Source organism: Paractinoplanes atraurantiacus (assembly GCF_900215205.1).
Taxonomy (GTDB): Bacteria; Actinomycetota; Actinomycetes; order Mycobacteriales; family Micromonosporaceae; genus Actinoplanes; species Actinoplanes atraurantiacus.
Window position 1 is genome coordinate 384,305 of the sequence record NZ_OBDY01000002.1, and the last position, 23,244, is coordinate 407,548.

General features: G+C 65.5%; 16 protein-coding genes and 2 pseudogenes. 11 read left to right on the forward strand and 7 right to left on the reverse strand.

What is annotated here, in order from left to right; all coding sequences use genetic code 11:
• Positions 1–215: 215 nt before the first annotated feature.
• Positions 216–785, forward strand: coding sequence for a hypothetical protein (locus CRP55_RS51985; RefSeq protein WP_143234458.1), 570 nt, complete (start codon positions 216–218; stop codon positions 783–785).
• 381 nt (positions 786–1,166) lie between these two features.
• Positions 1,167–2,789, forward strand: a complete 1,623-nt coding sequence (locus CRP55_RS08285) for a recombinase family protein (protein ID WP_179855077.1) — start codon at positions 1,167–1,169, stop codon at positions 2,787–2,789.
• Positions 2,790–3,176: 387 nt separating this feature from the next.
• On the opposite strand, the gene CRP55_RS08290 is transcribed toward CRP55_RS08285, so the two are convergent.
• Both CRP55_RS08290 and CRP55_RS08295 read right to left on the reverse strand, forming a co-directional pair.
• Complete coding sequence (locus tag CRP55_RS08290; protein WP_097319073.1) at positions 3,177–4,961, reverse strand: hypothetical protein; 1,785 nt, start codon at positions 4,959–4,961, stop codon at positions 3,177–3,179.
• 4 nt (positions 4,962–4,965) lie between these two features.
• The gene (locus CRP55_RS08295) at positions 4,966–6,381 is read right to left on the reverse strand and encodes a hypothetical protein (RefSeq protein WP_097319074.1); all 1,416 of its coding nucleotides are present in this window, start codon (positions 6,379–6,381) and stop codon (positions 4,966–4,968) included.
• Positions 6,382–6,729: 348 nt separating this feature from the next.
• Here CRP55_RS08295 and CRP55_RS08300 point away from each other — a divergent pair, with 348 nt between their 5' ends.
• The 5 genes and pseudogenes from CRP55_RS08300 to CRP55_RS08320 all read left to right on the forward strand — a co-directional run bounded on the left by CRP55_RS08300 (position 6,730) and on the right by CRP55_RS08320 (position 15,202).
• On the forward strand, positions 6,730–10,164 hold the full coding sequence (locus tag CRP55_RS08300) for an NACHT domain-containing protein (RefSeq protein ID WP_097319075.1): 3,435 nt from the start codon (positions 6,730–6,732) through the stop codon (positions 10,162–10,164).
• Positions 10,165–10,381: 217 nt separating this feature from the next.
• Positions 10,382–10,657, forward strand: a pseudogene (locus tag CRP55_RS55585) (Orn/Lys/Arg family decarboxylase); the annotation flags it as partial.
• Between the two features lie 275 nt (positions 10,658–10,932).
• Positions 10,933–11,285: pseudogene (locus CRP55_RS08310) on the forward strand (flavoprotein); the annotation flags it as partial.
• Between the two features lie 461 nt (positions 11,286–11,746).
• The gene (locus CRP55_RS08315; protein ID WP_143234459.1) at positions 11,747–14,428 is read left to right on the forward strand and encodes an HNH endonuclease; all 2,682 of its coding nucleotides are present in this window, start codon (positions 11,747–11,749) and stop codon (positions 14,426–14,428) included.
• A 204-nt stretch (positions 14,429–14,632) separates the two neighbouring features.
• The gene (locus tag CRP55_RS08320) at positions 14,633–15,202 is read left to right on the forward strand and encodes a hypothetical protein (RefSeq protein ID WP_143234461.1); all 570 of its coding nucleotides are present in this window, start codon (positions 14,633–14,635) and stop codon (positions 15,200–15,202) included.
• A gap of 234 nt (positions 15,203–15,436) precedes the next feature.
• Here CRP55_RS08320 and CRP55_RS08325 read toward each other — a convergent pair whose 3' ends face one another.
• Positions 15,437–16,090, reverse strand: coding sequence for an HIRAN domain-containing protein (locus CRP55_RS08325; RefSeq protein WP_179855078.1), 654 nt, complete (start codon positions 16,088–16,090; stop codon positions 15,437–15,439).
• 462 nt (positions 16,091–16,552) lie between these two features.
• Between CRP55_RS08325 and CRP55_RS08330 the strand changes: the two genes are divergently transcribed.
• Together CRP55_RS08330 and CRP55_RS08335 are read left to right on the forward strand one after the other, a co-directional pair.
• Positions 16,553–17,611, forward strand: coding sequence for a DUF2855 family protein (locus CRP55_RS08330; RefSeq protein WP_097319079.1), 1,059 nt, complete (start codon positions 16,553–16,555; stop codon positions 17,609–17,611).
• A gap of 235 nt (positions 17,612–17,846) precedes the next feature.
• Complete coding sequence (locus CRP55_RS08335) at positions 17,847–18,215, forward strand: DUF1330 domain-containing protein (RefSeq protein ID WP_245922874.1); 369 nt, start codon at positions 17,847–17,849, stop codon at positions 18,213–18,215.
• A 74-nt stretch (positions 18,216–18,289) separates the two neighbouring features.
• On the opposite strand, the gene CRP55_RS08340 is transcribed toward CRP55_RS08335, so the two are convergent.
• Entirely contained in the window at positions 18,290–18,733 is a 444-nt protein-coding gene (locus CRP55_RS08340; protein ID WP_097319081.1) for a response regulator, read from the reverse strand.
• 443 nt (positions 18,734–19,176) lie between these two features.
• Positions 19,177–19,503: an STAS domain-containing protein gene (locus tag CRP55_RS08345; RefSeq protein ID WP_097319082.1), complete on the reverse strand. Its 327-nt coding sequence runs from the start codon at positions 19,501–19,503 to the stop codon at positions 19,177–19,179.
• Between the two features lie 196 nt (positions 19,504–19,699).
• On the opposite strand from CRP55_RS08345, the gene CRP55_RS08350 reads away from it, so the two are divergent.
• On the forward strand, positions 19,700–21,418 hold the full coding sequence (locus tag CRP55_RS08350; protein WP_097319083.1) for a chloride channel protein: 1,719 nt from the start codon (positions 19,700–19,702) through the stop codon (positions 21,416–21,418).
• Here CRP55_RS08350 and CRP55_RS08355 read toward each other — a convergent pair.
• On the reverse strand, positions 21,402–21,842 hold the full coding sequence (locus tag CRP55_RS08355) for a nitroreductase family deazaflavin-dependent oxidoreductase (protein ID WP_218854216.1): 441 nt from the start codon (positions 21,840–21,842) through the stop codon (positions 21,402–21,404). The two genes, CRP55_RS08350 and CRP55_RS08355, sit on opposite strands and share 17 nt — an antisense overlap.
• 220 nt (positions 21,843–22,062) lie before the next feature.
• Here CRP55_RS08355 and CRP55_RS08360 point away from each other — a divergent pair, with 220 nt between their 5' ends.
• Positions 22,063–22,569 carry a MarR family winged helix-turn-helix transcriptional regulator gene (locus tag CRP55_RS08360; RefSeq protein WP_245922875.1) on the forward strand — a complete coding sequence of 169 codons (507 nt, stop codon included), beginning with the start codon at positions 22,063–22,065 and terminating at the stop codon, positions 22,567–22,569.
• A 6-nt stretch (positions 22,570–22,575) separates the two neighbouring features.
• Here the strand turns inward: CRP55_RS08360 and CRP55_RS08365 are convergent, their stop codons facing one another.
• Entirely contained in the window at positions 22,576–23,241 is a 666-nt protein-coding gene (locus tag CRP55_RS08365; protein ID WP_097319086.1) for a haloacid dehalogenase type II, read from the reverse strand.
• Positions 23,242–23,244: the final 3 nt, after the last annotated feature.

Below are 23,244 nucleotides of genomic sequence, written 5' to 3' on the forward strand. Positions count from 1 at the left end.
CCGAATCGAGTGCTCCTCGACTCAAATATCGGCTAGTGAGCCGGCCATGCGGAACTTGCGGATCGTTCACATGGCACCGACTGATCCGCAGCGGAAATAGTGTAGTGGGCACCTCCGCGACACGGCGGAAGATTCTCTTTCAGGCACGTCTGCCCATGGTCATGGTTAAGATATCTCCGGTCCAGGGTAGGCGGGATTGGGAGATTGTCGAAGCTATGGACGAGAAGGTAATACAAGCGGCCATCATGGCATTAACCGTCCCATTGTCGGGTTCTCCCAATGGCTGGACCAGGGGGGCGGGGGCCTCGTGGCCTGCCGTTAACGCGGGTGAGTGCATCGTGTCGACCTGGGACAGCGAGATCCGCTTCTCGGCCGCGATATCACCCTCAACCGGTGCGGCGTCGGCCGTGCTTACGCTTCCCCGAAGGAGGAAGCCCCGTGTCGTAGACGTCGACCCGGGAGATTTTGAGAAGCAAGTACGCCAACAGGTAGAGGCGTTCGTGAGAGCAAATCTAGTCGGCGAGATCATCCCACTCGGACTATGGATCAGCGAAAGAATGGGACCACTTCAGGTGGTTGTGGACGTAAATAGAGTCTATACACTGACTGACGGACGCCCGGAAGATAGGGCGATAATGTTTGCATTCTTGAGCGAGCAGGAGTCAATCTACTTTGTAGATGGAAAGGGGTGCGATAAGAACTGGCAGATCCCTCCCGACCCGTATCAAACAATGCCGCTGGACCAGGTTATCCGAGACTCGATAGCGCTCAACGCGCAACAGTGATGGCGTACTCATTTGCCGCGTATAAGGCGCGCGCCGGGCTACCGGACTCGAACCGGCTCATACCTCGCGGTCGTCAGCATAGAAGTGCTGGCACGGAATTTCCCACCCGCCTTTGCCCGGCACGCCGCACCAGGTTAGCTGCCGGCCAGCGCTGATGCACGGGATCTTTCTGGGCGTGCGCTCTCATGCCGCGAAGAGCGCGAGTGGTGGTTGCTGCGCCGCTGCCTCCTTGGCCGTGGGATGCCGAGCTGGATCTGGCTGGTTGTACCCCGCAGGTGGGAACCGTTGGCTGAGGGCCGGCGTGGTGGGGATGAACCTGCAGAGGCAGCCGCTGTGCCGGGCCGATTGCTGGTGGTACCCCTGAAGTGCAGGTCGCTTCTCATGATCGCGGTGATCGATATGCCGTCTCCTTCTGCCTTGCCTCCCTCGTCCAGTTCGTTCAATGCCTGGGTGCGTACGTCTGCGTCGGCTGTTCGTCGTCGTGGCCGGCCGATCTGGTCGCGGCCGTTGAGCGATGGTTTGCTGTTCGCGTTCTATGGGCGGATCTCGACGACCGGGTATCAGGATCCAGTGTCGTCGCGGGCGTGGCAGATCGGGGTGGCGGGTCGGCTGGTCCAGGGACGAGGCCGGATCGTGGTCGAGTACTTCGATGCTGGTACGTCACGGAGTGTGCCGTGGTCGCAGCGGGCGGAGGCGGCGAAGTTGCTTGCGGCGGCCGCGGATCCGGATCGCGGGTTCGATGCGGTGGTGGTGGGCGAGTTCGAGCGGGCGTTCGCCGCGGGTCAAGCCTTGTCGATCATCGCGCAGTTGAATGCCTATGGGGTGCAGGTGTGGCTGCCCGAACTCCGGGGCGCGGTTGATCTCGCCGAGCCCGAACACCGTGCGGTGCTGCTGATGCTGGGGCACCAGTCCGAACGTGAGGTGCTGCGGAACAGGTTCCGGACCACCGCGGCGATGGCGGCGCAGGTGCGGGAGCAGGGCCGGAATCTGGGCGGTCGTCCGCCTTACGGCTATCAGCTGGTCGATGCGGGCCCGCACCCGAACAAGATCCATGCGTCGTGGGGCCGGCGCCGGCATCGTCTCGATGTCGACCCGGTGACGGTCCCGCACGTGAAGTGGATCTTCTCTAAGCGTCTGGACGGCTGGAGCACGGCCGCGATTGCGCGGACGTTGAACGAGCGGCGTGTTCCGTCGCCGGGTGCCTATGACCGGGCGAGAAATCCGCATCGGCAGGATGCGGTGTGGACGTTGCGGACGGTGGCGGCGATCCTGGCGAATCCGCGGTACACCGGCCGGCAGGTGTGGAACCGCCAGTTCACCGATCATCGGGAGGCGGTGCCGGGGGATAGGCGGTCGAGTCTGGGACCGGTGCGGGTGTGGAGTGACCGCGCGGAGTGGGTGGTCTCGCAGGAGCGCACGCATCCGGCGCTGATCTCTGATGAAGATTTCATGGCGGCGCAGGAGATCACTGCGATCGCGATGCCGGACGACGAGCGCAACCGCAGCTACGCGCTGACCGGGCTTCTCATCTGCGGGTTGTGCGGCCGGCGGTTGGCGTCGCACTGGAATCGGAAGCCGGCGTATCGGTGCCGGCATGGGCACACGACCGCCCATCCGGTCGCCGAGGGCGCGCCGAAGTGGGTGTACTGGACGCAGGAGCGGCTGTTCCAGACCTTGCAGGCTGCTCGCCTCGACCTTGCCGAACTGCACGACGCGAACGACCTGGCTGCCCACCTGAAGGCTGACGATCTCGTGATCGTCTGCGGGTTGGGCGAGCTCGTCATCGAGCCGAGCGTCGTTGAGCCAGGAGAAGAACCGACGGTCGAGGCCGAAGTTGCGGAAGCTCCTGCCGACGAGCCTGAGTCGGGTTGTGGGCAGCTGTCGCTGCCGATCCCGCCCGGGTTCCGGCGGCAAGATCGCCGGCCGCGGCTGCGAAATGCAGTCGTGATCAAGCAACGCTGGAAAGCACGAAACCCCACCAGGCATCACGTGAAACGTGAATGACCTGCGTGGGGTTTAACGTGTCCGGAACTCTGCATCCGCGCCGTTGGCGCGTGCTCATGTGGCAATTCTACCTTGTCATGTGGATGGAAGTCCATCTGTCGTGAGCCAGTATACTCCCGGCTGATTTCGTTTATACTTGCCTCATGATTCGGCGCTCGATTCCGCATTGCGGAGGCTCTCGATAGAGCGAGGGGACCGGGGCGTTGCGGGGTCGATAAGCAGTTCGGCTGCGGGTGGCTGCTGTCTTGGCTTGGCCTGACGCTTGCCGTCTCAGACGGGGACTCGGCTGGGCGCAGTCGCATCCAAGCAGCTCTTGCCTGCCGGAAGCATCCGAGCGGTGGCGGTTTGTTAGCCCTGATTAAGGCCGGCGCCTGTCGCGCTCTGATATCAGGAGGTTGGGCGCCAGAGCAGTAGGTGTACGTGGTCGTCGTTGTTGGCTATCCCGGCCATCATGCCTACGTCGTTCATCGCCCGGATGTAATGGTGGTGAAACTCCAGCGCCGGTAGGAGTTGGGGCGAACCGGGGGCTGTGATTCGGAATGGAGTGAAGTAGCCGTCGACCTTGACGCGGCCGGTGATTTCTAGGCGATCGTTGGCGGCCGTAGGAGAAAAGCCGAGGTTTGTGCTGACGCGTCGCCAGGTCCGCATGTCGGTTGAATGAAGAGGGAACTGCTCTGTTCCCTCTTGGCCGGCGCCGACAAGGTGGCCGGTGGATGTGATGAACAGCGGGATGACGGCGTCGTCTATCGGCTGGATCTCGCCGGACGAGAGGTTCCAGATGAGTGTGGCCCGCCCCCAAAACCCGGTGCGGGCCCAGACCAGTGCCAAGCCATCGGAGTTGGCGTGAACAGTCCTGCCGCTCTCGGCGCCAGCAAGGTCCATCAAGATCGAGATGTCGCCGGAGGCGTTCCAGGTAGCCGGTCTGAATCGGGTGCCATCGGTGTGGTCCTGGTTGATGGCGATTGTGCCGCATGTGGTCCCGTTTGTGGTGACCGCAGCGACCTCGACTTCTCCCATACCGTGCGGGACATCGAGGCGGACGGTTTCGGCTTCTCGGATCAACAATGGGGTTCGCTGGTTGCTATGTTCGGACAGGAGCACGATGTCGCCGGCGGGGCTCATCGCGGCGTAGGGGTCGGGTGAGGAATAGCCGAGGTATCGTTTGCCCTGCTCTTCGTGCCACGTCCAGTACTGGTAGGGCGGTTGTCCGTCAGGGTCGCCTGTTGCGTAAAGCACGGAGCCGTTTTGATCGATCCCGAACGCGCGGGCGCCTGGTCTGCCACCGTCGATTTCGACGATCTCATATTCAACCGACTGGACATTGACGATTTTGCGGTTGCACTCGTAGGGCGGTGCGGCGGGCTTGTTAGTGCCGAAACTGCTATTGACGATGACGGGAGAGCCGCTGAGTCCGAGTGACTCAAGTGCCGACGACAAGTCGATGCGGTGCCCATTCATGATGTGGTGAGACTCGACGCCTTGGTCGTTGTAACTCTGGAAACCTCTCCCGCTAGCGTCCATAGAGATAACGGTGCAGGGTTCGCTTATCGGGCCGTCAGGGCCTGCGGACCGGGCGGCCGCGCGGTTGACGTCGGCGATGCCGAGCCGGACTCTGGCCGCATCACCGCCATGGTCGCGCAAGAGTTGCTTCAGCGTGGCCCGGTTGGGCGTTGAGACAGCTGAGGGGCTGCCGGTGAAGAATATAATCGGGGTTTTCGGGGACCTGAGCGCCGCCCAGCTTGTAACCATTTCTGGCATATCTTTCGGGAGCGCCTTGCTATCGATGCGCTGGAAATTTGAGATTGCGGCTACGGTGGGTTTGCCCTTGACGAACGCGGCCGCGATGAAGGTCAAGCGATACCGCTTTCCGTGCCGACGCTCTAAACCCTTGAGATAGGCAGTCCCGCGGGACCGCAGGCGTTCGACTACCTCATAGAAGTTGAGGTCGGGCGAGCCTTCGAGCCAGGCCATGACGAGATGAGCTGTGGTCGTGGGGCTTCCTGGCTCTTCAGAAGCAATACCGGTGTAGGAAACGAACCCATCGAAGCGGCGGTATTGCAGTTTGATTAACTTCATGGTCGAGTTGCTGATGGGCTGGCGGTCACGGGACAGGCGATAATCCGAGGACTGGTAGATGCGCGACGCCGTGATCACCGTAATGTTCAAAGTCATCGACTTATGTCCGGTCGTACTGGGGCTCGCTTTCGGTGGTGGGCAGTGCTGAGGCCCTGCTCTCTCTGTCGGCATGCGTGGGTTCGGTTGTTCGGTACGCGTGTCCATATTTGGGTAGTATCCTGCTGGCAATGCGCTCCGTAGCTTCCCGGGTGGCTTGCCGGACGACGAACCTTGCGATCGATGTCCGGGCGAGGCCGGCGGGGCGCTCGGAGAATACAAAGACTCCCTCGTTGAAGCCTTCGTCCTGCTTGATCGTGATCAGTTCGGTGCGAACGCTGATGTACAGCATTCGATTCGACTTCTTGATCAGAGATTCGCCGGTGCCGTGCAAGACAACTCCGATGAGGATCGCGCCGCCGCACAACCAGTAGAACGGCGTCATGGACTTGTCGGCGTGAAACACGAGATGCCATTTGTACGCTGCGATGGCGAGTAGGGCAGCTACGGGTAGGCCGACCGCGGCTCGGAGTTCCCCCTCGGCGCGAACCCGGTCGTAGTCCATAAACACGTCGGGTTTCTCGCTGCGTAGTACCAGCTCGGCCCGTTCGAGGCGGCGCCGTAGAATTCCGCGCAGCTCTGAGTAGTCGAGGGCGGAACGTGCGAAAGCGCGGCGGGCGTCGGCGCTGTTCGACAGGTGCTCACGAAGGACTTGTCTCAAGTCGTCGTCGGCGTGGTCAGCGCTCTTGCGGCGCGACAGATGAAGATCATCAAGGTTCCTGAGGGCCTGGAAACGCTGCCGTTGATGCGGGTCGGCAACCGCGTGTACGTCGGCGAGGGTCACGCCGACGGCGTTGGACGTCTGATACAAGGCTTTACGGCTTAGCTTGGCGACCGCGTCCGGCAGAAACTCGGGGTTGCGGTCGAAGTACAGCTCGAGCTCTTGGTCGACCAACTCGTCGAAGATAGGAGAGTCGGCCTCGTACGCGTGGCGCATGTGAGCGTACGCCTGATCCGCCTTGCCCGCGATGACCCTGAACACTGTGCCAAGACAGTCTTCCAGGGAGGACCAATAGGTTCCCGTGGCGAGTCGTTTCCAACGGAGCAGCGCCCAGAGGGCCACGATCATGAGGGCGCAGAAGACGTAGACGAGGAAGAACCGCGCGACGGCGAGCATGACCACAAGGACGAGGACCACCCCGGCCAGGCCCGCGGCGAACATGACCAGCGCGCGGATCGCTCCCAGCGCAGCGTTGAGCAGGATGCCGGCGACGTACACGAAGAAGACCGCAACCGAGATGGTCACTTCGGTAGGAAGCTTGGCGATCTGCGTGGAGGCGTCAGCGAAGATCGTTTTGTCCCACACGGCGGATGGCAGGAGCGAAGCGGCCAGCCAGCCGGTGATGGCCCAGATGAGCCCGACCGAAAATGGTGTCCGCGCGTCCCGCAGGCCGGGCACGATCTGGCTGAGGATATTCACTCTCGCCACGATAGGGGAGCGCAGTCTGTGCTCTTGTCGAGCGCACGACACTGCCGCGTCGCGGCTTCGATGCGAGGACGTCGATGCGGGTCCCAGGCGTGGCCGCCGCCGGGATCCCGCTTCTGTGTGCTCGGCAATTGAGACGTAGTAGTTTCCATCGTCTGTTGACGGGCCGTTGACATACGGTCGATGGCCGGCCGGGATGTTGCGCCACTTGTCGGCGGCGCTTGGCCAGTACCGCACCCCCGCGCTGGTCGGTGTGAGCGGTCGCCCCGGTGCTCTGGTCGGTTCCGAGATTGAGCCGTCACGTAGTGCCTTGCGGTAAGGATCTCGCTACTATCCGAGCTGATGGTGGACGTGGGCTCCTTTCTGGATGTCGGCGACAAAGTCGCGTCCATCGTTGGGGGAACCGCCGGCGTCCTCGCCGTCTTGGTCGCTCTTCGCGCAGGCGCGAAGTGGCGCCGTGGCTCCCGTAAAGGTCCGATCGCTACGTTGCTGGGAGCACAGCGTGCCGACGCGGCGCGCCACCGATACCGGTTCTTCGGGGAGCACGTACCCGCCCTCAACGAACTCTACGTGCAGCCGAGGGCGCAGTTCGGCCATCCAGGCGACGTACAGCGGACCCGGACGATCCAAGCCGCGCAGATCCTCACCATGCATCGACATGCGGTACTGCTCGGCGGAGCCGGGGCCGGAAAGTCGACCTTTCTCGCCACCGTCGCAGGCCAGATAGCGGGTCAGGCCTTGTCCAGGCGATCACATCCTACGGCCGCGATCATCATTCAGGCCACTGACCTGCTCAGACGCTCGCTGCCCGAGGCCCTTAGCCATGCGGTGCGACGCGATTTCTCCATAGAGATCAACCCGGAGACCTTCGAGAAAGCCGCAAGATGGCGGATCCTGGTCGACGGGCTCGATGAGATCGTCGACGCGCAGGAACGCTCGGAGGTCCTATGGCAGCTACGGAACCTGATGATGGCCCCGGGCAGCCATCGTTTCCTGATCTCCTGCCGTCCCCTGACCGAGCCGGAGCTCGCCACCCTGCGAGGGCCAGACATCGGCACGTACGACCTGCGTCCCTTCGACCGCCGACAACTCGACGAATTCGCCAGGCGGTGGTTCGCGGCGCGTCATCCGGGCGACCGGAGGCACGCCGACGAGATCGCCGGTCGTTTCCTCGCCAGGGTGGCGGGCGCCCGCCTGGGGCCGGTGGCACGCGTTCCGCTGCTGGCGACCATTGCCGCCCTCGTTCACGAATCGGATGACAGCGGCACTCTGCCGACCAGCCGGTCGAAGCTGTACGACCGATTCGTCGACCATCTGCTCGACGGCCGACAATCACTGGAGAGGTTTCGTGACGCGGTCGATCCGGACCTGCTCAAGAGGGGTATCGGTGGTAGGAAGTTCGCGGAATGGTTGTGGCCAGATCTTCGGAATCACGCGACCGAGCTCCTGAACGTCTGCGGGGCCGCTTGGGTCGCCGATCCCGAGGTACGGCTGATCAGGGTGGCCTCGGACTGGCTTCGCGAGCACGGACGTTTAGATCCGATGGCCGTCACACCGGACGGCGAGCGCCTCGTCCGCCAGCTCCTGCTCGCCACCGGCGTCTGCGTGCTTCGCGGCGAGCGGGTGGAATTCGCCCATCAAAGCTTCGGCGAGTACTTCGCGGCCCGTGTCGGCGCGGCGGATATCGAACTCGGCGCCTGGATGGAGCTGGCACGCAATCCTACGACCCGGAGCTTGGCCACGTTCGTCGCCGCCCGCCGTCTGGACGCGGACGCTTTGGCAACGGGCTTACTTGAGGCCGGCGCCACGGCGGCCGCCGGCGACCTGCTGGTGGACGGCATATCCGTGCCGGCGGAGACCCGGACCCGGATCCTCAATGAGCTGCTGACCCACGTCATCGGCGAGACGGAGCAGGCGCCCGAGGCGCTGCGTCTGCTCGCGGAGCTGAGCCTCGACGGCGAGGTGTTGAACCGCTTGGCGGAGACCGCGCGGGAGCCCAGCCTGTCGATCTGGCCCCGTGCGCTGATCGCCGATCAGGTGGCCAGCCTGGACTCAGAACTGGGTGACACACTGCTGCGACAGGTCGCTGAGCAGGGTGACGGCGTGGTGCGATCCTGGATCGCCGATGCCCTGATGGAGCACGGCGGCAGGGTGGACGTGCTGATGCGCACTCCGTTGGACGATGAGGGGCCGTCCGATGAGTCCCGACCGCTCGGGGTCCTGGCCAGACAGGCACTTGCGCGGCGTCTTACTGATGTGCGCGCCACCGAGTCCGAGCGCCTGGCTGCCGCGCGCCAGCTTGCCCTCGGCGGGGACCTCGCGCCGTTGCAGGCCATGGTTGAGGCGGTCGACATTGACCCTGTCGATCGAGTACGGGCTGCCTCTGCCCTTGCGGATGCGGGCCAGCCCGAGCCGCTGCGGTCCGCATCCGGTTCCGATTCACCCAGTGTCGCCTACGCGGCTGCAGTAGCCCTTTTTGAACGTCGGGATGTGACGGCAGAAAGGGCGTTGCACGATGTCGTGCACCGGTTTGCTTCCTACCCGGTCGCGTTTGGTGCCGCTTCTCGCGCCGCAGACCTGGGAGATCGCATACCGCTGCGGTGGCTGGTCCGCAACGCTGGCCAGCCGCAAATCCAGCTCGCCGCGGCGCGCCGGCTGGCGGCTCTCGGTGAGACCGCCGCCCTTGGTTGGTTGCTCGATGAGGAAAACCTCGAACCTGCCGTGGAAGCGGTTGCTCTCGCCGAGCAGCTTTCGGCGGGTGATCGGGCGGCTTTGCCCCGCCTGTCGGCCGTGATGAGCCGCTGGGGCCTGGCCAGCAGACGGCAGATCGACGTGCGGATGCTGTTGGCCGTGTCCGGTGACGAGGCGGCGCGTGCCGCGCTCTATCGGATCCTGCGACGGCCGTCAGACTCGTACAGCGCGGTTCAGATCGCCACTTCCCTGGCACGATCGGGAGATCCGCGAGCGTTCGCCTGGCTTCGGTCGGTTGCCTACGACCCCGGATGGCCCGATGTCGCACGAGTACGAGCTGCTGCAGCTCTCACCACTCCCATGCCTGGGCAATACAGAACTCCCGGGGCCCACCGGGACGTGGTGGACTACCTTGTCGGCACGGCGTCCAAGCCGAATCTCCGAGTACGTGCCGCGACGATTGCGCTTCGCCAGTGGGGTGATTCTCGTCCACTCTTCGCGCTCGCGAGTGACCAGACATTACTTCCAGATGCTCGCGCAGACGCTGTGCAGATCCTCGCCGATCTCGCGCTCGGCTCGGACGTCCCCGAAGCGCATGAGTTCTACCTCATCGACGCCGCGCGTCCTGCTCACCGCCGGACGGACCGGGAAACCGACAAGGAGCACGTACCGCCGGCGCAGCGGCGATACCTGGCATCTCTCGCCGAAGACGACCCGACACCGGACATCGTCCGTATAGCGGCGGCACCGCTCTTGCCAGACGCGGATAGCCAGCGAGTGCTGACCGCTATCGCCGACACGGCGAGAACGGCAGAGCGAAAGCTTGCGGCCATCCGGCGGCTCGATGCCGTCAACTCGGCAGCGGCGACCGAGGCCTTCCGGCGCCTCGTCCTAGATCGCCGTCTGCTCCGCCCCTATCGGTGGTGGCTGATCGCTACTAACACCGATCTTCTGCCAGTCGACGACGCGGACTTCCTAGAGGTATTGCTGGACAGCCCCGGAGACCGTTGGCTGGTCTTCCGCATCGCTCGGCTCTCCGTCAGTGCACCCGAGCGGGTCCTCCCATCGCTGCGCCGGGACACGTAGTTCGTAGTAAGAGAGCCACTTCCGAGCATGCTTGTTGCCTGTGAAGTCAAAGCGAGCGTCTGCTCAACGACTTAGCGGGGCTTGCCCAGGTTTTGATGCCGGAGGTCTTGGGCTTGGGGCTCTTCAGCCCAAGGCTATGAGGTCCCCCGGTTTGGTGGAGCTCGTCTACAGGCCGTGAACAACGACGGCGGCCGCGTACCGAGATCGTCAACGTGGATTGCCCGGTGCCGACGGTGGCGGTTCCCTGGAGAGCAACCGCGACACGCCGCTCGGGCGGCCCGGTGGTTCACCGGACGTCCGTCAGCGTCGTCCGGCCGTAGCGGCGTGTCGCGGAAGAGCGCCGGTTTCGGCGTCGGCCCGAAGTGGTACGGAGACGGTCGCCGTCGAGCGGGCGGTGGGCCGGATCTGCGCCGAGCAGGTCACCCCGTGCCCGCCGGATATCCCGGCGTTGCCGCCCGGCGAGCGGATCAGCACCGAGGTGCTCGACTATCTGCGTACCGAATTGCAGGCCGGAATGGTCGTGCCCGATCCCGCAGACAAGAGCCTCGCCACTGTCCGAGTTTTGTCACGAGCCGATGAGTACGTCTGGGGCCGGCGCCAGTTTCTTGTAGTTAGGAAGCCGTCGTTGCCGGGTGCTACTCGTGGGCCTGGAGGCCTTGGAGTAGGTAGAGCACGGCGAGGGCCGTGGCAAGGGATCGGAGAAGAAGCCGCAGCGCCCGTTCGGGAAGGTGGGGTTGAAGCCGGGCACCGAGGTAGCCGCCGAGGCGCACCGTCACCGCCGACCGGGTCGTGGCCGCCACCGGCTTCCGGCCCGACCACAGCATCACCTGTGAGCTACGCCTCGACCTCGACCCGATCCTGGGCTGCACTCGCTCGCTCGCCGAGCTCATCGATCCGAACGAGGACTCCCGCAGCGCCATCACCCCGCACGGCTACGCCGAACTCAGCCACGCCGAACCGAACTACTACGTCGCCGGCATGAAGTCCTACGGACGGGCCCCGACCTTCCTCATGACCGTCGGTTACAACAGGTCCGCTCGATCACCGCCGCCCTCGTCGGAGACTTCGACGACGCCGAGGAGATCCAACTCGAGCTCCCCGAGACCGGCGTGTGTAGTACCGGGCTCGGTGCCGAGCAGGCTGCTCGTGACGTAGCGGCCCGGTTCGGTGTCGACCCGGAGATACCCGCCGCCCTCGCTACCGCCACCATCTCCGTGCTACCCACCGCCGCGGACACCAGCGAGGCCGTGCGAGTCGCGGCAGCCCAGATCGGCCTCGACCCGCAACTCGCCTTGCGGATCGCCGCTTTCGACGACGAACCCGGCTGCCTGCCCAGCGTCGCCGGACTCATAAGCCTCACCCCCTCCGCAACCGGAAGATGCTGCCGACACCCGATGCCCACCGACAGGCAGGCACCGGCCGCGATCCATCCGTGCCCAGATGGATCGGCGACGAGAACACCTTCACACCCGCCGCCGGATCGCCGACCCGCCACACCGACGGTGCCACCGAGCCCGATCGCTGTCTGGCAGAATGCCTCAAGCAGCCGACAGGGTCATCGCGGAACGTGTGAGGGTCACGCGTGGGAATTTCGGTCCAAACACGAAAGCATCTATGGGGGCGCGCCCACAACCGCTGCGCTTTCCCGCAGTGCCGGCAAGAACTCACCACCGACCTGACTGACCCGAGCACCGGAAAGACCTTCCCGACCGTTGTCGGCGAGGAAGCACACATCCGATCGTCACGGCCGGACGGCCCCCGCCATGACCCCGACTATGCCGACGACGTCAACGGCTACGAGAACCTGATCCTGCTCTGCCCGCTCCACCACACCATGATCGACGCCGAAAACGGCCGCGGCTACGACGTCGAAACCCTCGTGAAGATGCGCAGCACTCACGAGCGCCAAGAGAAACGCACCGAACACATCGACCGAGTCACCCAGCTCTACCTCGGCGAGCAATACGGTGTCGATGACAAGATCCTCTTCGAGCAAGCCGAACTGCGCGGCCCCAGCGTCGACGCCATGTTCGTCGACGTTCCGTTCGGCTGCCGACGTAACGCCCCACCGGCCGAGTTCATGGCGCGCATCGCCGCCGACCATCCAGGAGACACCGACCCCGTCGACGGATACACCGTCACCGGAGCAGCCCAAGCACTCCTGCACCCAGACTGGACGGGCAACGCCCTACTCGTCGGAGGTCCCGGAGCCGGCAAATCCACCCTCCTGCAATACATCTGCCAATTCCACCGAGCGCGAGCGCTCAACCGGCCCACCTACACCGGCAACCAGCAGCAACTTGCCCCCATCACCAACCGGATCCGGATACCGATCCGCATCGACCTCAGACGCTACGCGGACAGGGCCTGGCCCCGGCAACGTACAAACAAGCCGGTGGAAGCAAAAGCGCGGCGGCGAAACGCCCCAGAAGAGGAAAGGCTGAGCCTTCTCGAATACATCGCGCATCACATCAAGCAGCACAGCGGGGTAAACTTCAGCCTCGAAGACTTCATTACGCTAATCGCCACCCGTCCGGTCCTCCTGGCATTTGACGGCCTCGACGAAGTCGCCAACCTCCGCGTCCGCACCCAGGTGAGCGAAGAGATCACTAGTACTCACGACCGGCTGAACACTCTCGCGTACAACCTCGTCATCGTTGCGGCGACTCGCCCAGGAGCAACGACGGCAAGCCTGTGGTCGTCGCAAAGCTTCCCAATCTTCAACCTTCAACGTCTTACCCACGGCCTGCGCTTGCAGTACCTCCAACAATGGTGCGCCGTCGCAAGACTGACCGGCGAAGCAGCCGAAAAGCTCCAACGCGTATTCCTCGACAACCAACACGTGCCCCACATTCGCGAACTCGCCTCCTATCCGATGCAACTGGCCATCCTGCTGCACCTGCTGCACCGTCGCCAGCTACTGCCGCAACAACGCACCGAGTTGTACCGCGAGTACCTCAAAACCTTCCTCGACCGCGAGCAAACCGAAGACAAAGAACCGCTGCTCTACGAACAGCGTAAAGTCATCGAAGACATCCACGCCTACCTCGGCTGGTATCTTCAATCCCGAGCCGAAGACGGAGTCGGCGCCGGCTCAATCGACCGACGGCAACTACAAAAACTCGTCCACGAATACCTGGCGGGACGCGAAGACGACCAAGAACTCGCCAAACAACTCTTCTCGGCCATCTCGTCCCGCGTGCTCTGCCTCGTGGAACGCGAAACCGGTCACTTCGAATTCGAAGTCCAATCGCTTCGCGAATACTTCGCCGCGCTCTACATCTTCGACAACGCCCCACCCAGAGGAAAAGGAAACTCACGCGCCGACTGCCTCGACGCGCTACTCGAGCGCCCGTACTGGTCAAACGTCTGCCGCTTCCTCGTCGGCATGTTCTCCAGCGTCGAGGTCCGCGGCATCCGCCACAACCTGCGCGAGCTCAGCAGGAAACCACTCCTGCGAGCACACCCGCTGCTTCGCTCCACTGCCACGCTCCTTCTCGACGACCGCACCTTCCAAGGGCAGCCAGACGGCCCCATCCAGGAGATCGTCGACTTCGTCCTCGACGGCCCCGGCGCCGTCCTCGCTGAGGACGGCCTGCTCGAAGCGTCAGGAACCCCTCTCACGCTGACAGGCGGGGCCGGACGCAAACAAGCCGTCCGGCATCTTCAGGGCAGACTCGCCGAGGACAACCCGCCGCCCCTGCGCGCAGTCCTCGCCAAAAGCCTTCACCGCCACGCACAGCCGGATGACCGCATCCCCGCATGGTGGTGGGCCACCTTCACCCGCACCGAACCATGGCTCCAGACCGCAGCAGACCTCACCGCGCTCGGCGGACTGAACCCCACGCAGACAGCGAGGCTCGCGGACGCGCTGCCCCACCTGCGCACCCGCACGAACTGGATCACCGAACTACTGGTCCAAGGCGGTTACGACGGCGACACCGACAGCGTGCTCAACGCCTGCGTAACCGACATCAACGACGGCGCAGCCGAACTGGTCGACCCGCCATCACCGACCACCCCGCTCGGCCGGCTCCTGGAATGCGCGGCCGCCTGCAGCCGTCAAGGCCAACAGCCGCCATCGATCGCCATCGAGCAACCCCGTGGCACACGCACCAGAGTGCGTCAACGCGACGGCCGCAAGCTCATTACCGAAGCCGTCACGCTCACCGAAGCTTTACGCCTGAGCCCCAACCCCGTCGAGGACGACCTCGAGTGGTCCCGACGCCTGACCAAGGTTGGGCGGCTCTGGGGTGATGGATAGGTTCTACGGCAGGCAGTAGCCGCCGTACCTCCCGGCGTCGACCTATCGATCATCACGTCCCACGCCCGCGATAACGCCCTCCTCGCGGGTATCACCGAGACAGAGACCCAAGCCCGAGCACGAAAAGGCGACGCCGCCTGGTGGCGCCTACGCCTGCGGTCAGCAGGCAGCGGCCAGGCCCATCGCCACGGACTATTCTCGCTTTTGACGATCGCCCACACCAATGTGGTGATCGAACTGGCCGACGACCTCAATACCGCGGTCGGCCAACTCGAGATCAAGCACGTTCGGATGCTTGAGAGGGCCCTGAAGACGTTCGGTAGACGCTCCGCGGGAACGGCCCTCGTCCTCCAGGACCAGTTGAGACGCAACCTCGTCTCCTACTCACCACGCGTCCTTTGGCTACTTCGCGCCGTGGTAACCGAAAGTAGCCTGGAGCAGGTCAACAGGAAACTCTCCGCGGACTACCGCGAACTACTGGAAACCGGCATAGGCGATATGCGTTCCCTGCTGCGCATAGCCGGGACCGAGAAGACCGTGAAAATTGAGACCCTGCGCGGCGTGAGAGACGTCGTCCCCGCCGGAGGGTGGGCGAGCGACGTGAAACTTGGCGTTGTCCAAGCAGCCAAGGCGTCGGAGATCCTAGGAAATCCAGCCGATTGGCCGGCGGACGTCGTCCAGCGTGCCGTCGAAAATTTCGCCACCAAGATGGCATCTGTCGAACCGATCTCGGCGCTCGCCGAACGCAATAAATGGTTCTACGACATCAACTAGAAATATTGCGTCGCGGTGACCAATTAACCTCGGGCTTTCGTTTAGGTCGCCGGCTCGCTCGATGGAGCGGAGACCGGGATCCGCGTCATGAGCGATCAGCGCAACGAGCCGGCCTTGCAAGACTGGCATGGAAGTTTGGACGTGTATCGCTGATCCCGCGCTGTCCGGATTGTGATGACCCGCCGGCGTCAGGTCCCTGTGCCGGTGCCGAGAAGGCTCACGGCTGCTGCATCGTTATGGCCGGGCTGGGGCGGGCAGGTGGTTCGGGCGCGGCTCGGTCAGCCGGGCGAGGATGCGCGGTTCGGCCGTAAGGATCGCGATTTGGGTACACGGTTGGTTGGGGCCGGTGCCGCGGATTGAGATCGCGCGGAGGTCGACGCCGGTGTCGAGTAGTTTGGCGACCATTCGCGCTTTCTGTTTGTTCAGGTACGCGGCGAGGTGGCGGCCGGTCTTGTCGTACACGGCTACGGCGTTCGGGTCGTAGGCGTTGTCGGGTTCGCGGACCAGTTTCACGAGGGTGCCCGGTTGGAAGTCGCCGCTCTTACATGCCTGCTCGTGGTATGCCTCCCCGCGTAGTTGCGACATGTAGATTCCGGCGTGCGCGAGGCGTCGATGCGACGGGCCTACAAGCAGTCCGGTGGCGTCTTCGCATAGCCGTAGGACTTTCTCGCCGCCGGTGTCGCGGTATGAGATCAAGTGCAGCGTTGGTAGTCCGTCGGCGCCGATGAACCGGGTCGCGTCCACGTCGGCTGGGACGTAGCAACTGTCCTCGCGGGTGCGTTGCACCGGCGGGGCGGCGACGGTCCGGCGTGGTGGCTCGGGCGTATCGCTGGTGTCCGCGGCTGGCGGTGAGGAGCGTCGTCTGCGGATAGCGTCGAGCAGTCCCATCCTGGGACTGTGACACGTCGGCCGGACGCTCGGCATCCGCTGACCGGCTCACCTGACTGCGGTGACGGAGCCAGCGGCAACGGCGAGGCTAAACAGACTCATAGGACGATTCAACCTCGCCGGGCTGGGGCTGTTGCGTCGGCTTGGACACCCTATGAGGAACGACTGTCATGTGCGGATGCCGAGGTTGTCGAGGCTGGTCGCGAGTGGATGTGGTTGGCCGATGAGTGCGGCGAGGGCGGTGGCGACGGCTTGGAGGTCGGCTTTGGTGTAGGTCGTGGTGGCGGGGCCGGTGTTGTCGGCGTAGGCGCGGGCGATGCCGTAGCCGAGGTTGCGTTCGACCCAGGTCAGGGTGGTGCGCCGTAGCCGGTGGGGCCATTCGGCCGAGGTGGGCGCCAGGGGGAGAGATTTTGCACTCTGAGTGCACTTGTGTGCTCCGGTGAGGAACTTTAGCGTCGGAGCATGCCTGCCTCGTGGACATTCGCGGTTCTCCGGGACGACCTCCGCAAACCCACTGTCGTCGAAGGGGCGACGCCGGTACCCGATGCTGGTGAAGCTTTGCTGCGGGTGGACCGCGTCGGGCTGACCGCCAACAACGTCACATACGCGGTGCTGGGCGAGTCGATGCGCTACTGGGATTTCTTCCCGGCCGGGATCGGGCCCGAATGGGGGGTGCCACCGCTGTGGGGCTTCGCCGACGTGGTCGAGTCGGCGGCGCCGGGGGTCAAGGTGGGGCAGCGGTTCTACGGATACCTTCCGGCGGCGTCGCATCTGGTGGTGCGGCCGGAGCGGGTCGACGTCTCCGGGTTTCGTGATGCCAGCGGGCATCGAGCCGGTCTGCCTTCGCCGTACAACGCCTACCGGTTGACGACCGGCGATCGCGTGTACCGGGAGGACCACGAGGATCTGCTGGTGCTGTTGCGGCCGTTGTTCTTCACCTCGTTCATGCTCGCCGATCAGGTGGCCGACAACGATTTCTATGGTGCGGAGTCCGTGGTGTTCTCCTCGGCTTCCAGCAAGACCGCGTACGCCGCCGCGTACGAGTTGAGAGGTCGTGGGCCGCGCCTGATCGGCCTGACGTCGTCCGGCAACGTCGCTTTCACCCGGTCCCTGGGCTGTTACGACGAGGTGCTGTCCTACGACGAGGTTGATGGCCTGGACGCCGCGTCGGTGGTTTACCTTGACTTGTCCGGCGTGCCGGCCACCCGATCCGCGCTGCGTGAGCGCTTCGGCGACCGGCTCGTACGGGACATCGCGGTCGGTTTGACCAACCAGGTGCCGAACGCCGAAGCGGCGGGTGAGGTGTTCTTCGCGCCGGTCCAGATGCGCAAACGGCGTCAGGACTGGGGGCGCGACGGCTTGGAGGACAGGTTCGCAGCCGCCTGGCAGCGATTCGCGGCGGCGGCGGGGGAGTGGATCGAGGTGCGGGCCGGCGTTGGTCCTGATGATCTGCGGCGGGTCTGGCTGGATCTTGTCGACGGCAAGGTCGCGGCGCGGCAGGGCCACGTTATGCGGCTCTGACCCGCCGATCCGGTCGGTGGCGCCCGCGCCGAAAGCCTCCGCCGGTGAGGTGTCCGGCGTACGAGGGGGAGCGGCCGATTCCGGCGGCTTTGGCGAGCTGGTGGTCGGCCGGGCTATCGCCGACCACGGTGAGGATCGATGCCGTGCCGTTCGGCGAGAGACCGTACGAGAACCAAGAATGACGTGATGGACCATGAGGACGACGTGGCGCGTCCCGCCCTGTAAGGAAGTGGCTATGGAACCGGCCGAACAACTCCCTGCCGGCTTTCTCGAGGACCAACCGGACCGGCCGGTGGTAATGCTCAACCTGCTGCGCTTCGCTGAGGGCGGGCGAACGCTCTACCAGCAGTACACGAAGGCGTTCGGGGAGACGCTCGCCGGCCGGTACGGCATTGAGGTGGTCTACGCCGGAGACGGCGGAGACCCTCTTGTCACCGATTCCGCCGAGCAATGGGATGCCGTCCTGCTGGTCCGCTATCCCGATCGTCACACGTTCCTGCGGATGATCGAGGACCCCGACTACCGGCGCATAGCTCATCTCAGAAAGCAGGCGCTACGCGCGACCGTGCTCCAGCCCACCCGTCAGTGGGGAAGACTCGCCTGATCCCTCCACGCAGTTGCTCGCATTAGGACACCGGTGGGGTGCGGTCGATGCTTTTCAAGCGGTCCGCGCTCGCCTCAATGGTCAAGAGACTTCAGGACCTGCAGGCCGAGGCTGTCGATCGACCGGACGATTGTCATCAGGCAGGCGAAGTCGACCGGCTTGGCGACGTATCCCTGGACCGGCAGTTGTTCCTGCCGCAGGATGCGTTCGGCTTCGGGGGAGTCGGTCAAAAGGATGACGGGCACTTCCTGGGCGGCGGGGAGTGTCCGTAAGCGGTCGAGGATGACGCGGCCGTCGCGGCCGGGCAGTTTTACATCGAGCAGTACGAGGTCGGGTGTGCCGGGGCGGCCGAAGGGGCTGGTTCCGTTCAGGTAGGCGAGCGCTGTCGGCGCGTCGTATGCCGCTTGGACCTTGTTGACGACCTTGTGCGTTACCAGCTCGTCGGCCAGGAGCAGCGCTTCGGCCGGGTCGTCTTGGACCAGCAGTATGTCGACGGCTGTGCCGTTGTTCACCGTCATCCCCAGCTCATCAGAAACATGCACCTGTACACAGGTCGCTGAGGATAGTCCGGTCGTCAGCACTGTTGGTGGTAGCGACCGTGTTTGTCACACGACTGTCATGTCAGAAGTGGACCTGAACTCACTGCCGCGAGGCCCCCGACGGAGTGCCCAGCGCGCCGGCGATAAATGCGATGCCGCCGGCGAGAATGAGCCATCCGATCGAATAGACCGTACCTATCGCGGCGCTGATCGCTCCCATGGCCGCGACACATGCGAATACCGTGCCCATGGCTCTCCCGCCGCTCGGATCCCTCGGATGTGACCAGCCTGCCATCGGTAATCACCGGGAATGCCGCTACCGCGCCGTTGTCACATAACCGTCGCATTTCCGAGGAGAGCTCAGGGCTTGCTGAGCTCTCCTCGGGAGTGTGCCGGTGATCTGGCCAGCCGGGATTGCGCCGCTATGCGGGCTCGTCAACCAATTCCGCCAGCCCATGCCTGCGAAGCTTCTCATGCACCTGCGGTGCTGCGTGGAGCACTTCGACGCTCGCCCGTTCAGCGGTCGCTTTGTCACGTCCCTTTCGCAGCGCGTCGACACCCGCTTCCGAAATCTCCGGAACAGCGCTGAAGTCCACGACAATGCGCTCCGGGTGCGTGGCGGCCAGGACCATGACGAATCGGCCTCGAAGCAGATCGGCGGCTTCCGCCGAGGCGATCCGTCCTTGCGGCTCGATCGCGATCGCCATGGCGGGGCCGGGCAGTCGATGTGTGTTGATCACGTAAGTCATCGCAGATCCTCGAATCGTGGGTGACCGATGCGCTGTGACGCGCACTTCTTCCTCGACTTTCCGCTGCCTCTGCGACGATCACGAGTCGAGGTCGGCACGATTCCGCGACAGGCTCTGCTTCGGGCCGGTCGTCCTCCGGCGGCATGTCACAGGTGGCCGGTGCCTCGCCGGTCAGAGGCGATGGAAAGATGTATGTATGCATCAAAAGTTCTGGGGCTGGCTTCACGGCAGCATGGTCGGCTTGCAGTGTCTGGCCGTGACAGTCGGGCTGGGAGCCGGGCTCGGGGCCGCGGCTTTCCGCTGGCTGATCGAGACGGCGACGCACGTCTTCACCGGCTATGACGACTATGCCGCCGTTGCCGGTGCGGCGAGCGCGCATCTGCCCGGTCTCGGTCGCTGGTTCCTGCTGGTCACGCCGGTGATCGCCGGTCTGCTCTACGGTCCGCTGGTGTACCGGTTCGCGCGGGAGGCTCGCGGTCACGGGGTGCCGGAGGTGATGTACGCGGTCGCCGAGCGCGGCGGCCGGATTCGTCCCCAGGTGGCGGTGGTCAAGGCGCTGGCCAGTGCGTTGTGCATCGGCGGGGGCGGCTCGGTGGGCCGGGAGGGGCCGATCGTGCAGATCGGCTCGGCGCTCGGGTCTAGCCTCGGCCAGTTGGTGCGGCTGCCCGAATCGCGGCTGCGGTTGCTGGTGGCGTGCGGGGCGGCCGGCGGTATCGCGGCCACGTTCAACACGCCGATCGCTGGGGTCTTCTTCGCGCTCGAGCTCATCCTGGGCGACTTCGCCGTCGAGTCGTTCGCCGCGGTCGTGCTGGCCGCGGTCGCGGCCGCCGCCCTGAGCCGGGCCGCGTTCGGGGATCATCCGTTCCTGGCGCTGCCGTCGTTCTCGATCAGCTCGGCCTGGGAGTACGTGGCGTACGCCGTCCTCGGGCTGCTCGCGGCCGGGGTGGGTGTCGGCTGGTCGCGGACGCTCTACTTCGTCGAGGATCTGTGCGATCGGCTGTGGCGGGGCCCGGAGTGGCTGCGGCCGGCCGTGGGTGGCCTGCTGCTGGGTGGTCTGCTCCTGGTGCTGCCGCAGATGTACGGCGTCGGCTATCCCGTACTGGGGCGGGCGGTCGCGGGTGGCTACGCGATCGGGTTCGTGCTGCTACTGCTGGTCGGCAAGATCCTCGCGACCAGCCTGACCATCGGAATCGGCGGCTCCGGTGGCGTGTTCGCGCCGTCGCTGTTCGTCGGCGCGATGCTGGGCGAGGCGTTCGGTCTGGTGCTGCGCGCCCTCGACCCCGCGCTCGTCCCCTCGCCCGGCGCCTATGCGCTGGTGGGTATGGGTGCGGTTTTCGCGGGGGCGGCGCGTACCCCGATCACCGCCGTCCTGATCATGTTCGAGCTGACCGGCGAGTACCGGATCATCCTGCCGCTGATGCTGGCGATCGCCCTCGCCGCGGGCGTGTCCAAGCTGCTGAGCCGGGACACCATCTACACCCGCAAGCTGCTGCGGCGCGGCATCGATCTGGGCGCGCCCGACCGCGCCCTGGCCCGTATCCCGGTCTCGGCCGCGGCCGGGCCGCTGCCGGCGCCACTGGCGCCGCAGACCGGCCTGCCCGAGCTGACGGCACGGTTCGCCGCCGACGATCGCATGGCGTTGCCGGTGCTCGACGAGGTGGGACACCTGCTCGGCGTGGTCCCCGCGCTCGAGGTGGAACGGGCGGTGCAGGACGCGGCGGGCGAGGTGACCGCGGCTGATCTGGCTCACGTGGTGCCGATGCTGCGTGGCGACGAGTCCCTCGAGGAGGCGCTGGCGGAGCTGACCCGCCACGGCGGGGCGGGCCTGCCGGTCGGCGCCGCCGGTGTGCCGTCGGCCTGGCTGACCCATCGCGACCTGCTGCGCGCCGCGGCCGGGATCAGGCCGGGCGGGTGATCGACTTTCGCCCGTCGGGGATCAGCCGTAGGAAGGGCAGGGTACGCCCGAACTCGGCGAAGTCGTCGTCGGTACCGTCCAGCTCGTAGCCGAGGAAGCCGGCGAGGCGGCGTGCTGTTCGCGGGTGCCGCCTCGCATAGCCCCGCATGATCTCAGCCCCGGTCTCGGTGGGCACCGGCTCGGCCCGGACGGCGATCCGGCGGATGCCGATGACGACGTCGGTGGCCGGATGAGCCCGCAGGTTGCGATACCAGTCGGCTTTCGGCCCGAAGCCCGACGCCACGGTGAGGGCCCCTGTGGCCGGGTCGAGCTCGACGACCTCCAGCACCACCTGATGAAGGTGGCCGGTCCGCCGGCCGAGGTGCTCGACCATCGCCAGCCGGCGGCCGAACAGCCATCCGAGACGGAGGCGGTAGAGCTTCACCGGCGCACGGAACAGACGGCGTGTCCACCGGTGGAGTGTCCTGCTGCTGGTCATCTCCCACCTCCGCGGGGCGTGCGACGGTGTCGGTGCTCCGCATTGTCGCGCGGCGGCTCGTAGGATGGATCCACAATAGGTGTATTACTACACCATTCTCGGGAACGGGCGGGACGCTGCCGGGGTGCCGCGATCCGGCGTGCCGACGGCGTGTCAGAGTGGGCGCGTGACTTCACAGATGGCCCTGTCGCCGGGGGAGGACGAGGTGGTCGGGGCGTTGCTGGCGCTCAGCCGGGCCTTCGTCGCCGAGACGGCCCGTTCGCTCAGCGGTCTCGACGAGGACGTGACTCTGCCGCAGTTCCGTACGCTCGTGGTGCTGGTCTCGCGCGGGCCGCAGCGGATCGTCGATCTGGCCAGCGAGCTCACCGTGACCTCCTCGACCGCGGTCCGCATGTGCCAGCGGCTGGTGCGTAAGGGTCTGGTGGCGCGGGAGGAGCGGCTCCACGACCGGCGCGCGGCCTGGATCACGTTGACCGATGCCGGGCGTGAGCTGGTCGGCGAGGTGATGCGACGGCGCCGTGACCGGCTGGCCGAGCTGATCGCCGAGCTGTCGCTGACCCGGCCGCTGGCGTTCGCGTCGGTGCTCAACGCGCTTGTCGAAGCGACCGGGGAGGTGCCCGATGCCGAATGGTGGCGACGCTGGCACGACTCGGGTACCGCCTCGGACGGCTGACCGCAGTTACCGGGCCGCGATGATTCGATCGGCCACCTCGGTCAGCGTCGGCCCTACGATGTCGGGCTGTGCGCCGAGCGGGATGGCGACCACCCCGGGCCGTCGCACCAAGGCCGCGCGGCATCCGGCGGCCAGCGCGCCGGATACGTCCCAGGCGTGCGCGGCCACCAGACGTACCTCCGACGGCTCGACACCGAAGCGCTGCGCGACCGCGTGATAGGGCTCGGGGGCCGGCTTCAGCCGTCGTACCGAATCAGCGGAGATCGCGGCGTTGAAGAGCTCGCCGAGACCGGCGTACCGGAGCTGCGCTTCGGCCACCGACTGCACGGAGTTCGTCAGAGCCACCATGGTGAACCCGGCCTCGCGCAGCCGGGCCAGCGCGGCCGGCACCTCGGCGTGAGGTGGAAGGGCGCTCATCGCCTCGACGATCGCGGTTGCCCGTTCCGGCGGCAGCGGCTTGCCCAACCGGTCGGCCAGCATGCTCAGGGCGGCGTGCTGGGCGGTGGTGAAGTCGACGTACTGCCCGGTGAGGCCGCCCACGAAGGCGACCTGAAGCATCTGGGCGAACCACTGTCCACGTGACCCGGGATCGTCGAAGGTGTCGGCGAACAGGGGGTCCAGGGCTCGCAGGTCGAGCAGGGTCTCGTTGACATCGAAGGCGATGACCGTCATGCC

Coding starts and splice junctions, on each gene's coding strand:
- CRP55_RS51985 (WP_143234458.1), top strand. CDS start 216: ATGGACGAGAAGGTAATACAAGCGGCCATCATGGCATTAACCGTCCCA.
- CRP55_RS08285 (WP_179855077.1), top strand. CDS start 1,167: ATGATCGCGGTGATCGATATGCCGTCTCCTTCTGCCTTGCCTCCCTCG.
- CRP55_RS08290 (WP_097319073.1), bottom strand. CDS start 4,961: ATGACTTTGAACATTACGGTGATCACGGCGTCGCGCATCTACCAGTCC.
- CRP55_RS08300 (WP_097319075.1), top strand. CDS start 6,730: ATGGTGGACGTGGGCTCCTTTCTGGATGTCGGCGACAAAGTCGCGTCC.
- CRP55_RS08325 (WP_179855078.1), bottom strand. CDS start 16,090: ATGGGACTGCTCGACGCTATCCGCAGACGACGCTCCTCACCGCCAGCC.
- CRP55_RS08330 (WP_097319079.1), top strand. CDS start 16,553: ATGCCTGCCTCGTGGACATTCGCGGTTCTCCGGGACGACCTCCGCAAA.
- CRP55_RS08335 (WP_245922874.1), top strand. CDS start 17,847: ATGGAACCGGCCGAACAACTCCCTGCCGGCTTTCTCGAGGACCAACCG.
- CRP55_RS08340 (WP_097319081.1), bottom strand. CDS start 18,733: ATGACGGTGAACAACGGCACAGCCGTCGACATACTGCTGGTCCAAGAC.
- CRP55_RS08345 (WP_097319082.1), bottom strand. CDS start 19,503: ATGACTTACGTGATCAACACACATCGACTGCCCGGCCCCGCCATGGCG.
- CRP55_RS08350 (WP_097319083.1), top strand. CDS start 19,700: ATGCATCAAAAGTTCTGGGGCTGGCTTCACGGCAGCATGGTCGGCTTG.
- CRP55_RS08365 (WP_097319086.1), bottom strand. CDS start 23,241: ATGACGGTCATCGCCTTCGATGTCAACGAGACCCTGCTCGACCTGCGA.